The sequence below is a fragment of the Clostridium formicaceticum genome (assembly GCF_001854185.1).
GTDB lineage: Bacteria > Bacillota > Clostridia > Peptostreptococcales > Natronincolaceae > Andreesenella > Andreesenella formicacetica.
Genome location: NZ_CP017603.1, coordinates 2,719,182 through 2,735,791, shown reverse-complemented (window position 1 = coordinate 2,735,791; position 16,610 = coordinate 2,719,182). Strand labels below are relative to the sequence as shown.

13 protein-coding genes are annotated in these 16,610 nt (G+C 36.5%); all 13 read right to left on the bottom strand.

Features of this window, described 5'->3' with window-relative positions:
• Positions 1-440: 440 nt before the first annotated feature.
• A complete protein-coding gene (locus BJL90_RS12255; protein ID WP_070968328.1) occupies positions 441-1,562 on the bottom strand; it encodes a M20 metallopeptidase family protein in 1,122 nt (373 codons plus the stop codon).
• Positions 1,563-1,623: 61 nt separating this feature from the next.
• Positions 1,624-2,367 carry a glutamine amidotransferase gene (locus BJL90_RS12250; protein ID WP_070968325.1) on the bottom strand — a complete coding sequence of 248 codons (744 nt, stop codon included), beginning with the start codon at positions 2,365-2,367 and terminating at the stop codon, positions 1,624-1,626.
• 15 nt (positions 2,368-2,382) lie between these two features.
• Positions 2,383-3,657: a M20 family metallopeptidase gene (locus BJL90_RS12245; protein WP_070968322.1), complete on the bottom strand. Its 1,275-nt coding sequence runs from the start codon at positions 3,655-3,657 to the stop codon at positions 2,383-2,385.
• Positions 3,654-4,592, bottom strand: coding sequence for an ABC transporter permease (locus BJL90_RS12240; RefSeq protein WP_070968319.1), 939 nt, complete (start codon positions 4,590-4,592; stop codon positions 3,654-3,656). Before BJL90_RS12240 ends, BJL90_RS12245 begins: the two co-directional genes overlap by 4 nt.
• Positions 4,593-4,595: 3 nt before the next feature.
• Positions 4,596-5,660 carry an ABC transporter permease gene (locus BJL90_RS12235; protein ID WP_070968316.1) on the bottom strand — a complete coding sequence of 355 codons (1,065 nt, stop codon included), beginning with the start codon at positions 5,658-5,660 and terminating at the stop codon, positions 4,596-4,598.
• Positions 5,635-7,170, bottom strand: a complete 1,536-nt coding sequence (locus BJL90_RS12230) for an ABC transporter ATP-binding protein (RefSeq protein WP_070968313.1) — start codon at positions 7,168-7,170, stop codon at positions 5,635-5,637. The genes BJL90_RS12235 and BJL90_RS12230 overlap by 26 nt, the downstream gene beginning before the upstream one ends.
• Before the next feature lie 65 nt (positions 7,171-7,235).
• A complete protein-coding gene (locus BJL90_RS12225; protein ID WP_070968309.1) occupies positions 7,236-8,300 on the bottom strand; it encodes a BMP family lipoprotein in 1,065 nt (354 codons plus the stop codon).
• 67 nt (positions 8,301-8,367) lie between these two features.
• Entirely contained in the window at positions 8,368-9,294 is a 927-nt protein-coding gene (gene rbsK / locus BJL90_RS12220) for a ribokinase (protein ID WP_070968306.1), read from the bottom strand.
• A gap of 23 nt (positions 9,295-9,317) precedes the next feature.
• Positions 9,318-10,328 carry a LacI family DNA-binding transcriptional regulator gene (locus BJL90_RS12215; protein WP_070968305.1) on the bottom strand — a complete coding sequence of 337 codons (1,011 nt, stop codon included), beginning with the start codon at positions 10,326-10,328 and terminating at the stop codon, positions 9,318-9,320.
• 317 nt (positions 10,329-10,645) lie between these two features.
• The gene (locus BJL90_RS12210) at positions 10,646-10,867 is read right to left on the bottom strand and encodes a YdbC family protein (protein WP_070968303.1); all 222 of its coding nucleotides are present in this window, start codon (positions 10,865-10,867) and stop codon (positions 10,646-10,648) included.
• A gap of 55 nt (positions 10,868-10,922) precedes the next feature.
• Complete coding sequence (mutT, locus tag BJL90_RS12205; RefSeq protein ID WP_236904909.1) at positions 10,923-11,384, bottom strand: 8-oxo-dGTP diphosphatase MutT; 462 nt, start codon at positions 11,382-11,384, stop codon at positions 10,923-10,925.
• 11 nt (positions 11,385-11,395) lie between these two features.
• Positions 11,396-12,988 carry a DUF5050 domain-containing protein gene (locus tag BJL90_RS12200; protein WP_070968299.1) on the bottom strand — a complete coding sequence of 531 codons (1,593 nt, stop codon included), beginning with the start codon at positions 12,986-12,988 and terminating at the stop codon, positions 11,396-11,398.
• Positions 12,989-13,260: 272 nt separating this feature from the next.
• Complete coding sequence (gene carB / locus BJL90_RS12195; protein WP_070968296.1) at positions 13,261-16,488, bottom strand: carbamoyl-phosphate synthase large subunit; 3,228 nt, start codon at positions 16,486-16,488, stop codon at positions 13,261-13,263.
• Between the last annotated feature and the right edge of the window lie 122 nt (positions 16,489-16,610).

Sequence of the window (16,610 nt, the reverse complement as noted above, 5' to 3'; positions counted from 1 at the left end):
AATTTTATCAATGTCCATCGAATCTTATCACCTCTTTTCTAGAAAAGTACTTTTAAAATAATTCTACAGATGATATACATATCCTTCTATTTTTTGAAAATAATAGAAAAATCATTGTGACTGATTTGCTTATCAAGAAATAATCATGTAAAAACCCTTATGAAATATAAAAGGGATCTATCTATAATAGTATCGTATTATGATAGACCCCTGCTTTTTTATTATACAGGTTAAAATATTCTTTTTTGATTCCTCTATTCTAAGAAGCTTACTATCCGTTTTTTTACCTTAATAAGCTAATTTCTAATTCATACAATTCATTGATTACTTATGTATCTTTTGGAAATGTTAATGATGGTATAATATGCTGCTAAAAAATTAGCGTGTTTGCGTAAAGAGAGTTTTATGCGTTAAGTGCATCTTTTACAAATCCTTTATCCCTATAGCACATCCATCATCTCTAAAACACTTTTATAGTACGCTAACCCAGTTTCTAATATAGACTCATCAAAGTTAAATTTATTAGAATGAAGGGGATGTACAAAATCCTTTTCTATGTTTTTACTTCCTAAAAACATCATTACCCCAGGAGTACTTTCTAAATAAAAACTAAAGTCTTCTACTACCATGGTAGCTTCAGCTTCCACCACATGAAATTTATTTAGACGAGACTTCAAAAGACCAACAAGGGTTTCATCATTGATTACAGCTTTGTACCTTGGGGCAAACCTACAATTCACCTTCACACCAAAAGCGTTTTCTATGCCATGATTAATTTCTGTAATCCTTTCAAGAATTTTACTAAAACTTTTTTCTGAAAAAGTTCTTATGGTTCCTCCGATTTTTACTTGATCACAGATAATGTTTTTAGCCTTTCCTCCTTCGATGGTGGTGAGAGATATCAAGGATTGGTCCATTGGAGAAAGGGATCTTGACAAAATACTCTGATATTGGCTTATTAGCTGGCTAGATGCATAAATTGAGTCTAGAGCATTTTGAGGCAAAGCCCCATGAGCGGCCTTGCCAATGATTTCAATGTCAATATCCGCATTCATCGCCATGAGAGCACCAGCTTTTAGGGCAATACTATGCTCCTCAATAGAGGGCATAATATGAAGAGCAAAAATGGCATCGCAGGGATAATCTTTAAAAAGGCCCTTCTCAATGAGCTTTTTTGCTCCCCCTTCAAATTCCTCCGCAGGTTGAAAGATAAAAAGTACATTTTCTTTCGTTTCAATTGCAGATAAGTATTTAGCAAGTCCCAGCAAAATGCTTATATGACCATCATGTCCACATGCATGCATATTACCGTTTTGTGACTTAAAATCAATATTATTTTCTTCCATCACTGGCAACCCATCAATATCTGCTCTAAATCCAATGGTTTTATTTCCAGTACTGCCCTTTTTAAAACATACGGCACCAGTTTCCAAATATTTAAGAGGACGATACCCCATTTTAGTTAATTCATTTGTAATGTAATCCGTGGTTAGATGTTCTTGAAAATAGACTTCTGGAATAGTATGTAGGTATCTTCTGTGCTTTGTCATCTCCTCTAGCATAACCATTTTCCCCCTTAGTAGCGTTATTCTATTTTGATTTTAGCGTATAACCCCCCTACCTCTAAACTGTTAACCAGTTGAGCAGATTTTGCCAGAATTTATCATAGTATTCCCACTTTACAAAACCTTCTGGACCCCAGTGTGGTGCACAATCAGAGGTAAAGACAGCGGTTTTACCTTTACCAAATTCCTTGACAGCTATAAAAGGATCTCCATTGATGGTGGCAAGTATTTCTGCACCTTCCTCTGCAATTGTTTTATTATATCCTAAGAAAAATGGCCATTCTTTAGGTATCCCTTCTAAAACAGGATGTTCTTTTATTACTTCAGGGACTACTCCCTGTGGTTTTTCCACACGGTCGTCTATCTCCAGCATTTTTACTGGTAAAATATCTTGAATGGCAGTTTGCCCATACCTTGCTTTTCCATCAATGCCTGTAAAGGACATATATCCTCCCACCATGACAAAAGCACCACCATTGGCGACATAGTCTTTAATCAATTCTAATCTGTCGGGTATTCTTAACCCCTTTGCAAACACATCATTAGGTAGCAGCAAAGTATTTGCACCAATGTCAGAAAGAATCACCAAATCATATTTGCCCAGTTCCTCCAATGTTGTAGGAAATTCTTCTGCAGCGTAGTGGTTTGGTAAGAATTCCACCTCTGCTCCACCCCTTGTAAAGGCGTTTCTTATAAACTCAATCCCTTCTCCATAAGCTGAAGTTGTGAATGTATCAAAGCCTTTAATATGGATGGTATGCATTGTCCATGATTCACCAGCGATCAATATTTTTTTACTCATTTTTCCATCTCCCTTTTAAAAGTTTTTATAACCACAAAAATCTAACATTAATTTTGCATATTTTAAGATATAGTTGATATACATATCTACACTGACATATTCATTTACAGCATGACATTGTTCTTGGTTGCCTGGGCCTGCGATAATGGTAGGAATTTTACCAATATTATGAATCAGTCTTGCATCATTCCCTGCTGGGCTGCCAGCAAGTAGGGTTTCACCAACCTCTTGGAAAGTCTTGAAGGCTGTTTTCACAAAAGGATGATCCTTTGCTATTTGAAATGCTCCTCCTGCCTGATAAATCTCCCAGGTAGGTCTATGCTCCTTTAACCACTGGTCCTGATCTGCAATAGCGTCTATCTTTTTTATTACTTCTCCAACAACATGATCATGGGTCATCACTTCTGGCAAATAATGTAGGCAAATCTTTATGCTGCATGCATTAGCTACAGTTGATCCAGCCGTCCCTCCATAAATTTCCCCAACATTTAAATTAGGTGGTGGTAATAAGGGGTTGTAGTACTGGGTTTTCCAATTATCTTCCAGCTCATTCAAGCCATTTATAATCTTTATCATTTTTTCAATAGCGCTTACACCCTTCCACTTGCTGCCAGAATGAACTGCTAAGCCTGTTGTTTTTATCTCAAAAAATATAAAGCCCATATGTGCAATGATGATTTTATTTCCAGTAGGTTCACAAACAACTGCTCCGTCTGCTTGATTGCCATAGAGCATTGAAGTCAAGGTACCATTTCCCCCGCCCTCTTCATCCACCACTGAGTTAATCAAAACCTTACCCTTTAGCCTTATGCCAGTTGCTTTTATTAGATCATAAGCAGCAATGGAGGCCATCAATCCTGCCTTCATGTCTGCAGCCCCCAGGCCATATAACAGTCCCCCTTTTATCTTAGGTTCCCAAGGGTTTGTATCCCACTTTTTCAAATCTCCTGGGGGCATTGTGTCTATATGTCCATTAAATAACAAAGCTTTTCCATCTTCAATGCCTTGAAAGCTGCCATAAACATTAAACCTATCTGTATAATCGTGACCTAGGTTTCCCTCTTGATAGCAGCTTACCCCTTGCAGAATTCTTTCTTCATCTAGCTGGTCTCTTTCTGTAGTTGCTCCCAAGCTTTTCAGAAGATTTTCAATGTACTCTTGTCCCTTTCCTTCCCTCCCGCCTTTTATACCGTGGCCTATAACCTCCGTATTGATGGAAATCAAATCCTTTAACCACTCTATATACTTATCTCTGTTGACTTCTAAAGTTTGTTGAAGCTTTTTGATCATTTCACACCCTCCACACTAGCGTCCTTTTTCTCTTTTAACATCCTGCGATAAAGTGTAATGGAAAATACCGCAATCGTAATAATATAAGGAAGCATCAAGATAAATTGTGATGGTATAGAATAGATCTGCAGTACATTTCCTACAGCCCCCGAAAACCCTAAAAGTAGTGTTCCAACGTAAGTCATCACTGGGTTTGCTCCGCCGAAATACATAGCTGCTACCCCCATAAAACCTCTACCATTTGTCATGTTTTCAACAAACAAAGTGGAATAACCCAAGGCAAGATGCGCTCCAGCTAAACCTGCTAATATACCAGAATAAATAATCACTTCATACTTTCTTTTTTCGACATTAATTCCTGCTGATTCCGCAGCTTTTTCGTTAAGTCCTACACTTCTAGTATGCAAGCCCCAGACGGTTTTATATAAAATATACCACATAAAAATCACCACAAATATTCCTAAAAACTCAAACATAGAATATCTATTAAAAAGTTTGTCCAACACTGGATAATTTGCCATAAAAGGGAAATACAACCTAGGAAGGGGTACGATTTTATCAGAAATAAAAGTCCCTGCCACACCAAATACCCTTCTTAAAGCAAACCTTGTGGATGCCAAAGCAAACATGTTTAACGCCATGCCTACAACAAATATATCCGCCTTAAACTTTATATGTGCAGCACCCAAGATAATCGATAGGATAATCCCACAGAAAACGGCAGCTAAAACCGCCAGAATCCAACTGCCCGTAAAAAAACTAACCAATACTGCCACAAAGGCACCCATCAACATGATTCCCTCAATACCTACATTTAAAATATTTGCCTGCTGCGTAATTACTGCACCAAGGGCTACAAATAAAATAGGTGTGGAAATTCTAATGGTTGCACTGACAATACTTAAATTGAATATATTTTTTAATATCTCCACCATTTCCTAACCCTCCACTTCCTGCATAGGATTATGATCATTCGTTTTTTTGTTTTTGGATTTAAATTTAAAAATATTAAATAAGCCCTCCATCGCCGCTAAAAAGATAAATATTGAAATAATCATATCTATTGAAGATTTTGGTATATTTGTAAGCCTTTCCAACCCAAGGGAACCAGATTTTAACACAGCAATAAAAAATGCCATAAAAGGAATCTTTTTAAGATCATTCTTCGATATCAGTGAAATCAACATTCCATCAAAGGCAATACCATAGGAAAAACTATCTAAAAAATAACGATAGACCCCCAAACTTTCAATACCACCAGCAAGTCCTCCAAATGCACCACTTAACATCATCCCTGTTACCATAAACTTCTTCGAAGGAATGCCTATATAATCTGAAAAATAAGCATTCAGACCAACACTCCTAATTTTATAGCCAAAAGTAGTTCTATAGAGAACATAATATATCCCTATAAAGGCAACTATTGCAATGAATATCCCTGCATTGGCTCTACTTGGAGATAAAAGCCGAGATATTTTTGCGCTATCCAGCACTTCAGGAGTTCTTGGAGAGCTACTTCGTCCAGACATTGGGCCACTGACCATGTAGGAAGCGAGATAGGTTGCAACATAGTTCATTAGAATGGTTACTGTCACTTCATTTACTCCGATATATGCTTTTAAGTAACCGGGTATCAATGCCCATAAAGCCCCCACAAGCATACCGAAGGAAAGAGCTAGTGTAATATGTAAAATCGAGGGCAAACCTGCAAATCTATAGCCAACCCACGCAGCCGCCAAAGCACCTAGAATCAGTTCTCCTTCCACCCCCACATTAAAGACATTGACCTTGGCTGATACTGCAAAAGCAATGGCTGTTAGAAATAAGGGCGTAAATAATTGCAGGGTTGTTCCAAGATTTAATTTACCTTTGAAGGCTCCAGTCAAAAGCCTTGAATAAGCTTCTATAGGGTTGTACCCCATCAAAGCTATTACCAGTCCGCCAATGATAAAAGCAGCAAAAATTGATAACAGCGTATTATTGTTCTTGAGTTTCAACTTCATCAAACTTTCCTCCTGTCATCATAAGTCCTATTTTTTCAATATCGGCCTCAGCAGCATCAACAATATCTACAATTTTTCCTTCATACAATACAGCAATTTTATCGGAAAGACTCATTATTTCCTCTAAATCAGCAGATACCAACAGGATAGCACTATTATTCATCCTAGCCTTCATCAGATATTTTCTAATCTCTTCGATAGACCCAATATCAACACCTCTAGTAGGTTGAGCAGCTATTAGCAGTTCGGTTTCAGCCCCTACTTCTCTAGCCACAATCACTTTTTGAGCATTTCCCCCAGAAAGCTGCCCGGTTAAAATATTTATATCTCTCGGTCTGATATCGAATTGCTCTGATCTTAAGTCAGCAAAGCTATTGATCTCTTTGTTATCAAGAATGCATTTTTTTGCAAAAGGTTTTTTATAAAAATCATTTGCGATAAGATTGTCTCTTATGCTCCATTCCTTATTCAGCCCTCTTAAATTTCTATCTTCAGGAATATGTGCAATTCCAGATTTTCTTATTTGTAGAGGTGAAATATTTTTTATAGATTTCCCTTTAAATATTACTTCACCACTTTCAATGTTTCTCAGCCCTGTTATCCCCTCAATCAACTCAGTTTGACCATTACCATCAACACCCGCAAAACCTAATATTTCCCCTGCTGAGATGTCAAAGCTAACATTTCTAATTTTTGATAGTTCTCTATTACTAGGAATAGAGACATTTTTTACCTCCAAAACCACATTACCTTTTTTCATGAAAGGCTTCTTAATTTCTAAAAAAACTTCTCTGCCCACCATTTTCTTTGCTATCTCCGGTATCGTTGTTTCCTCTTTTTTTACTGTATCAATATACTTACCACCACGCATGACGCTAATTCTATCGCTTATATCCATTACTTCCTTTAATTTATGGGAAATAAATATGATGGACTTACCATCTTCTTTTAACAGGTTTAATATTTCAAAAAGCTTCAATGTTTCTTGTGGCGTAAGTACCGCTGTTGGTTCATCTAAAATAAGTACATCTGCCCCTCTATAAAGTATTTTTAAAATTTCAACTTTTTGTGCCTCACCCACTGGGAGGTTCATTACCTTTTTTTCTAAATCTACATTCATATCGTAGGTTTTTATATAGTGGTTTATCTCTTTATAAGCTTTTTCATAGTCGATTCTACCCTTTATATGGGGTTCAAAGCCCAAAATGATATTTTCAATAACTGTAAGCTCTTTTACCAGCATAAATTCTTGATGCACCATACCAATTTTGCTTTCTATTGCTTTTTTAGGGGTAAAATTGCTTACTTCTTTTCCTCTAATCATTACTTTTCCGCTATCAGGGTCCTGCATGCCGTAGGCAATTTTCATCAGGGTTGATTTTCCTGCACCATTTTCTCCTACTAAAGAATGAATTTCTCCTTCTACTAGATCAAAGTGGCCATCTTGGATTGCCTGAACATGCCCAAAACTTTTCACGATATGATTCATTTCAATGATCTTTGTCTTCATAATTTACCCCCTTTTGACAAAAGCTTTTATCCTATTAGAGGGGCACTATGCCCCTCTTTATTTTTTTATTTTTTTCCAAACCCTTCATAATTTACAACTTCAATTTCACCCTTTTTCACTAATTCTTGGATTTCTTGAATTTTAGTTAATATATCCTCTGGGAATTTATCACCAAGAGCATTTTTCATCGTGCTCATATCTGTTAAACCAACACCACCACTATTAATGTCCATATAAAGGGTTTTTCCACCTTCAAAAGTCTCATTAATCACAGAGCTTATAATTTCATATGTAGTAACATCCACTCTTTTTAACATAGAAGTTAAGATATGTCCTGGTTTTAATCCATCTTGATCGATATCTACACCAATAGCATAAAGATTTCTTTCTTCTGCCGCTTCAAGTAAACCATTGCCAGTACCAGATGCAACATTCATGATAATGTCAATATTTTGATCATATAGTGCATTGGCTTGTTCTTTACCAGCTACTGGATCAGAAAAGGTTCCTACAAACACTGATACTACCTCTACCTCTGGGTCAATATATGCAGCCCCCTGCTTGTACCCACCTAAGAAGTCATGTAATACAGGAATATCTGAGCCACCTAACCATCCAATCTTTTTATCAGGATTTACACCATCAATCTCTGTTTTTGTAGTAAACATAGCAGCTGCTGCTCCTGCGAGGAAAGACCCTTCATTTTGAGCAAAGATTGCAGACACAACATTGTCTATTGGATTTCCATTATTATCGGTGACTTCACCATCAATCACTGCAAATTTACTTTCTGGATACTGAGGTGCAACATTTTTAAGTACATCTGAATACACATAAGATACACCTAAAATAAGGTCATAGCCAGCTTCTGCTGCTGCAATAGCATTCGGTTCCCATTCAGAAGCCACATCGGTTTCAAACTCTCTTATTTCTACATTATCGTAATCCGCTAATATTTTTTGTAGACCTTGATGTGCTGAATCATTAAAAGATTGATCTCCTAAATAGCCTGAGTAAAGAACTGCAATCTTATAAGAATTTTCTCCCTGTGTTTTTGCTTCCTCCGAGCCACACCCTACTAGGGACAGCATTAATACAACCACTAAAATTAAACTCAACTTTCTTTTCATGACATCCTCCCCTTAATTATTATTTTCCTTTTCCCCTTTTTCTTTTTTGCATATTTTCCTGTAGTAATTATTTTTTTCTTTCAGCTATGAATTTTTCTACATCGGCATACTTGGGTATTGAATTTTGTGCACCCTTCGTTTGTACTGCAATTGCACCAGCTGCATTAGCAAACCGCATAGACGCTTTTAAATCACCTCCCTTCACGAATGATGCTATTAATGCACCTGTGAAAGTATCCCCAGCAGCGGTAGTGTCGATTGCATCTACTTTAAATGCCTCTTGGTACTCTACTTTATAATTAGCATCCATATAGAGTGAACCTTTAGGTCCCAAGGTAGCAATGACACACCGAACACCCTTATTAATCAATACAGACATTGCTTTTCTTATAAAAACATCTTCTAAAACCTCCATGCCCGATAATTCTGACAACTCTGTTTCGTTTACAATTAAGATATCTATTTTTTTGTATAAATCTTCTTTGATTTCTGCTACAGGGGACGGATTTACAATCACTTTGACCCCTTCCTCATAACACTTTGTAATAATAAACTCTACGGTTTCCATTGGGATTTCATATTGCAATAAACAATAGTTAGCTACACTAAATACAGCTGACTTCTCATTAATATACTTTTTATCCATTGAATAATTTGCACCAGGATCAACAACTATGGTATTTGTACCCCTCCTATCTACATTGATGAAGGCAGAACCTGTTGAAGCACTCTCCTCAATTCCTATGTACTCCGTCGTTACCCCTTCCTTTTTGAGTCTAGTTATTAACTCTCTGCCATTTTCGTCATTGCCTAGTTTTCCAAACATAATTGCATTGCCACCTAATCTTGCTATGGCTATGGCTTGATTACTTCCCTTACCACCGCAGAACCGACTTACATCTTTTGCTATAATTGTTTCTCCATCTTTTGGTAAGTTTTCAACGGTTATCACTGTATCCATATTCAAACTACCTACTACAAGAACCTGGTTCATAGCATGTCCTCCTCATTGAGTTTCTATTTTGTTCTTTTTGCTGTTGTTTCCCTTATAATGAGTTCTGTTTTTAATACTACCTCTTTAACGCTTGTTTCCTTTTTTTCTATTAAGTCAATTAATGTATTTATAGATTTGCTGCCTATATCATAGCTTGGCTGCCGAATCGTTGTAAGTTCTGGTGTCATCAGGGACGCTAGAGAAATATCATCAAAACCTACAATACTTATATTCTCAGGGATTCTATAGCCTTTTCTTGTCAACCCTTTGATTACACCAAGAGCAATCATATCATTGCCACAAAAAATTCCAGTCACCTCTTTATTTTTTACAACTTCTTCAACAATTTCTTCACCAAATTCACTGGAATAATCTCCAAAAAAAACATTTTCTTCTTTATAAGCTAATCCATGATCAATATGGGCTTTTTTATAACCTGCTAATCTATCTGTGGTAGGCCTAATGCCTAATGAACCAGAGATATAGATAATCTCTTTATGGCCTAAACCAATAAGATAGCTTAAAGCATCATAAGCACCTTGAAAATTATCAATAGAAATTTCTCCAGCAATGTTGGTAAAGTTAACATCTCTATCAACAACAATTACTGGAATAGAAAGTCTGTACCCCTTTTCTTTTTCCTTATCACGATGACTTGCACCAGCCAGTACGATGCCATCCACCTGTTTTTCAATAAGCATATTCATATAACTGATTTCTTTGTCTAAGTTATCATCAGTATTACAAAAAAAGATATTATAGCCCCTTTCATTTGCAGCGTCTTCTGCACCTCTTACTAATTTTGTAAAATAAGGGTTTTGTACATCTGGAATAATCAATCCAACAGTTTTGGTTTTTTTTAGGATCATACTTCTTGCCAATCTATTGGGGGTATAATTTTCTTCCTTTATAATCTTCCTTACCTTTACAACAGTTGCATCACCAATATCGTCTATTTTATTATTTAAAATTTTTGAAACTGTTGTGGTTGAAACATTTGCAATTCTTGCTATATCTTTAATTGTAACAGGCATCTTAACACTCCTATATAATCTACTTAAACGTTTTAGTTAAACGTTTAAGTAGATTATATCATGCTTATCTTTTTTATGTCAATAAGCCATAGCATAAATCTATTCTCTAATTTAAAAAATTCTGAATATTTTCATTTCCTTTTGAAATAACCTTTTTAATTAATATAAGGAATGAATCTATAGCAAGCCTCCAAGCCATAGTTTCATTCCTTTCGTTATTGCAATAAAACCTTCTTTTTTTCCTATAAAGCCTTAAAAAACAAGCCTTCGATTACTTGAGCCAAACCGCCAATGAAATCACCATTTTTTCATCTATCCTACAATTCCATATTATTTAATAAATCTCTAAGCTTTTTTAACTCTTCCGTTGTCAATGTGATTCCTTTCCCCATCTTCTCATGTTCTGGGGCCCAATCTCTCAAATCGTATTTTGCTTCTCTTCCATTCCAGCTTATAAGATTTAATTCCTTTTTCCACCCCTTTGCAGATTCAGATATGGCTCCAATACTCTTTTGTATTTCAAACTTGATTTCCGCCATTTTACCACCCTTTCTTTTATCACTTTAGCTTTATTTATAGCACTTTTCCATTTTTTTAGGGAACACTATCTGCTTTTTCTCCCTTCAGTCGTTTCACAAAAGGAACATCTGCCGGTGCAAAATCATAGTTTTCTAAATCACGAGGTTTTACCCATAGAGCCTCATCGTGATCCTTTAACAGTATATCTCCCTCCAAAATGCTAGCTAAGTAGGCAATCAATTGAATTCTCATACTACCATAATCATGTATATTGGTAGCATAATACCCTTTGATATGGATTTTTAGATTCATCTCCTCCAACAACTCTCTTTTCAAACTGTCCTCAGGATTTTCTCCCGTCTCCACCTTACCTCCCGGAAACTCCCAAAATCCAGCTAAAGCTTTTCCTTCTTTTCTCTTAGCAATTAAAATTTCTCTCTGAGGGTTAATAATGATGGCTGCTACAACTTCAATCATGAAGTTCTTCCTTTCTATCTTATCTTTTACTGATTTTTTTGCAAAATATTTTTTACACAATTATTCTCCCTCTATTTTACCAGCTTTATTGATTGATCTTCTGCTGCAACCATTAAAATCTTATCCTTGTACACGAAAATATTTGAAACCTGATCTGTAATTGCTAAACTAAGGTTACCTGATGCGTCAAATACCTTTACACCATAATCTTCTCCCACTAAAAGTTTACATATAATTTTATCATTTGCCAATTCAACCTTTTCTAAAGGCTCCTTTAATACAAGTAGATTTTCTTTTAGTAAATCTACCTTATAGAGTTGGTATTGTTCCTGTATTGCAGCAGTAGTATAGTATACGTTACCCTCTATTTCTCCATACCAACCATTATATTCTGCAACTTGATGATCAGATAGTTTGTGTTCATTTGTTCCATCTAAATTTGATGTATATAGATATGCATCTGCATCTTTTACGTAATAAAGCTTATTATTGATAATTTTAAAATCCCTTACTGCAAAATCTGTAATCCTTGTTGTCGTATTGGTATTTAAATTTATTTTATAAATTTTGTTTAAATCATTATTCTCTATTGGATAGCGTGAAGCTAATAGATATACCTCCTCTCCGATGATGGTCGTAAAGTAGTCCGGTCTATATCCTCCTGTAGCGCCTACATGCCATCCATATAAAAGATAAGGATCTCCTACCACCCTTCCTTCTTCTGGGTCTTGGCCTGAGGCTACAAACAAAAGATTATTGCCTCCTGGCGGTACAAAATGTCTTATTTTCAAAGTCCCATGAGACATATTTCTAAAATCTAAATAACCTCTCTGCTCAATTGTGGCTTTCCCATCCTCCTTCACCCTACAATACACGTCGGAGCCCATGACGGCACCGCCAAGATGATACTTGAACCAAAGCTGCTGATCTCTTATCTGAAATTCCACATAAGTATTAAAGCCATACATGGTATCTATCTCATAGGAGTATACCAGTTCCTTCATTGATGTATTATCTTCTGATACTCTATATATTTTATTTGTATTTTCTACTGTTTCTACGAAATAGCAGTAGCCTTCAAATAATGCAATACTATTCTCTCCTGCGTATTGAGGAAGATCTAATGTTTTCACCTGTGGATTATTAGAATTTATAGTAAGTCCCTCGGCTTTATCCCATGTATATTCCCATCCGAAGGCATCATGGGCAAACCTCCACGTAAGAGGAAAATAAGTAACCTGCTTAAAGTTCAAAAGTGGGTATGCTTCCTTATGATTATCTATTACCTCGCCATTGACTGTAATCTTAAAGTTCGGTATAGTTGCGTTATAACTATTTGAATTTTTATTTTTTGTTTTATAGGACACATAAGATGAAGTCACTTTGCTTTGAAAAATGCTAAGTCCTTCCTCTTGTGACCACTTAGTTTCTAAGCCCAGAAGTCTACAATCATACCATGTCATAGGAAAATAGGTCATATCTTTATAAACCAACAGTGGATATTCTCGATATTGATTATCCACTTTGTTTCCATTTAGCTTTACAGTAAAATTCGGCAAACTAACCCTCACACGACTTTCAGCAGCAAAGCTTTCTTCAGGAGATAAAATCAAAATCAAACAAAGGGCAAGCAAGGTCCACAATAAGAATATTTTCTTTTTCATAAGCATCTTCTCCTCTACATTTATTCACTAAAAAGCTATTCAACATAGATCCACTCAGTCCCTTCAAGGAATAAAAAATTTAACAAAACTGTAATATTATTACAAAGCTAAATTAGATACATCTCCTCATTTCCCCTCAAGGATTAAACTACAAAAGCAAGAATCCTGTAATTCCTTAAATTACAGAATTCTTGCTCTAAGTCTATTCGTTGAAGGTTTTATCGTGACTTGTACCTTCCCCTATTGATCATAGGCTATCCTACTTATCAAAATTAATCCTTTTTGATGCCTAAGTGATACTCCTGAAGATGTTTAATCTGATCTTTACCTGCGAAGGCCTCCTTATAAGCTTCAATACCTTTGGCACTGGCACTGGCAGCAGCGATTGTGGTAATGTATGGAATCTTGTGTTTGATAGCAGCTTTTCTTATATAGGAATCATCCTTTTCACTAAGCACGCCGGTTGGGGTATTAATAATTAAATGGATCTCTTTATTGGTTATACTGTCCACAATATTTGGTCTGCCTTCATATAACTTTTTAATCACAGTAGATGCTACGCCGTTTTCTCTTAAGAAATTGTTGGTTCCCTCTGTTGCTTTTAGTTCAAAACCTAGTTCATCAAATTTACGAGCCACCTCAAGCACATCCTGTCTATCCTCTTTTCTTACACTAATTAAAACAGTTCCAGAGGTTGGTAAAGATCCTTGTGTTGCTTCCTGAGCCTTGAAGAAAGCTAAGCCAAAGGAATCAGCTATGCCTAAAACCTCACCAGTAGATCGCATTTCTGGCCCTAATATAGGATCTACCTCATGGAACATATTAAAAGGAAACACAGCTTCTTTTACACCGTAATGTGGAATCGTTCCAGTTTTCAAAGTAGGTACAACGGATTTTTTTCCAGTTTCAGCTGACATCATGATTTCGGTAGCAATACGAGCCATTGATATGTTACATACCTTTGAAACCAATGGTACTGTTCGAGATGCCCTTGGATTCGCTTCCAGTACATAGACACGGTCATTTGCAATGGCATACTGTATATTCATTAACCCAATTACTTTTAGTTCTTTTGCTATTTTTTTCGTATATTCATTAATGGTTGCTAGATGCTTTTCAGGAATACTAATTGTAGGTATTACGCAAGCAGAATCTCCTGAATGAACGCCTGCATATTCTATATGTTCCATTACTGCAGGTACAAAAGCATTTATACCATCAGAAATTGCATCCGCCTCAGCTTCAGTAGCATTATCAAGAAACTTATCAATCAAAATAGGTTTTTCAGGCGTGATATCTACTGCTGCAGCAATATATTGACAAAGCATCTCTTCGTCATGTACAATCTCCATCCCTCTTCCCCCTAAAACGTAGGAAGGCCTTACCATCAATGGATAACCAATTGTGTTGGCAACAGAGATCGCTTCTTCAAGATTACTTGCCATACCAGACTCTGGCATTGGTATATTTAATTTCTCCATCGTGGTTCTGAATCTGTCTCGATCTTCAGCAAGATCAATTGCATCCAGGGTTGTACCAAGAATCTTCACCCCTTCTTTTTCAAGTTCTCCAGCAATATTTAAAGGCGTCTGACCTCCAAATTGAACAATCACACCAATGGGTTTTTCTTTTTCATAAATACTTAAAACATCCTCCACCGTAAGAGGTTCGAAATATAGTTTATCCGATGTATCATAGTCTGTAGAAACTGTCTCAGGATTACAGTTAACAATAATAGTTTCAAAACCCATATCTCGCAGAGCAAATGCTGCATGAACACAACAGTAGTCAAACTCAATACCCTGTCCGATTCGGTTAGGTCCTCCGCCTAAAATCATAACTTTTGGTTTATTGCTGACGATGGTTTTATCCGCTGCATTGTAGGTAGAGTAATAGTATGCAGCATCCTCTACACCACTTACAGGTACTGGTTCCCATCCTTCTACTATCCCTAAAGCAGTACGGCGACTTCTAATTTCTTTTTCTGGTAGGTTTAAAAGCTTAGATAAATAGCGGTCAGCGAATCCGTCTTTTTTTGCTTGAATTAACAGATCATCTGGTAAATAAGCATTTTTGTATTTTAAAATTTCTTCCTCTAATTCTACTAATTCCTTCATCTGCTCAATAAACCATGCCTTAATATGGGTTAAACGATGAAGTTCATCAACAGTAGCTCCTTTACGTAGGGCTTCATACATGATAAATTGACGTTCACTTGATGCCTCTGCTAGTAATGCCATTAATTCCTCTAATGTACGCTTATGAAAATCCTTGGCAAACCCCAGGCCATAACGTCCTATTTCAAGAGATCGGATGGCTTTTTGAAGAGCTTCCTTATAATTTTTACCTATACTCATCACTTCCCCAACAGCCTTCATTTGGGTACCTAGTTTGTCTTCAGCTCCTTTGAATTTTTCAAAAGCCCAACGAGCAAACTTCACAACCACATAATCTCCTGATGGCGTATATTTATCTAGTGAACCATCCCTCCAATAGGGAATTTCATCTAGTGTTAAACCAGCAGCCAGCATAGAGGAGATAAGCGCTATTGGAAATCCTGTAGCCTTTGAAGCTAGCGCAGAGGATCGTGAAGTACGCGGATTTATCTCAATCACTACCACACGATCTGTTTTAGGATCATGGGCAAACTGTACATTTGTTCCTCCAATTACCCCAATGGATTCAACAATATCATAGGCATGTTTTTGTAAACGCTCCTGCAATTCTTGGCTAATGGTTAACATTGGGGCTGTACAAAAAGAATCACCGGTATGAACACCTATAGCATCGACATTTTCTATGAAACATACTGTGATCATCTTATTATTGGCATCTCGAACGACTTCTAACTCTAGTTCTTCCCAACCTAAAACAGATTCTTCTACAAGAATTTGTCCTACAATACTTGCTGCAATTCCTCGTTTAGCAACTAACCTTAGCTCATCGATGTTATATACCAGACCACCACCTGTCCCCCCCATCGTATAAGCAGGTCGGACTACTACTGGAAAACCAAGCTCCTTAGCTATCTCCTCTGCTTCCTCTACACTGTAGGCGGGTTCACTTTTAGGCATTTCAATACCTAGTTTTTTCATAGCTTCCTTAAATACGATTCGATCCTCTCCTCTTTCTATCGCATCTAATTGAACGCCAATCACCTTCACTCCGTATTTATCTAGCACCCCGGCCTTAGCTAACTCTATACTAAGATTTAGAGCAGACTGCCCTCCTAAGTTTGGTAATAATGCATCAGGCCGCTCCTTTTCAATAATATCCGTTAATCTTTTTACATTAAGGGGTTCAATATATGTTGCATCAGCAATCCCCGGATCTGTCATAATGGTTGCTGGATTAGAGTTTACCAATACAATTTCATAGCCCAGGTTTCGTAGGGCTTTGCAGGCCTGCGTACCTGAATAATCAAACTCACAAGCCTGCCCGATGATAATCGGCCCTGAACCAATAATCATAATCTTGTTAATGTCTAAACGTTTTGGCATAGTTGATACCTCTTTTCTTATTATTTTTTCTGCACAGCAATATTATTAATTAGTACATGCTAACATTCTCATAAAAATAAAACATTTCTTATAATTATACATTTCATCATAAACCTATGTCA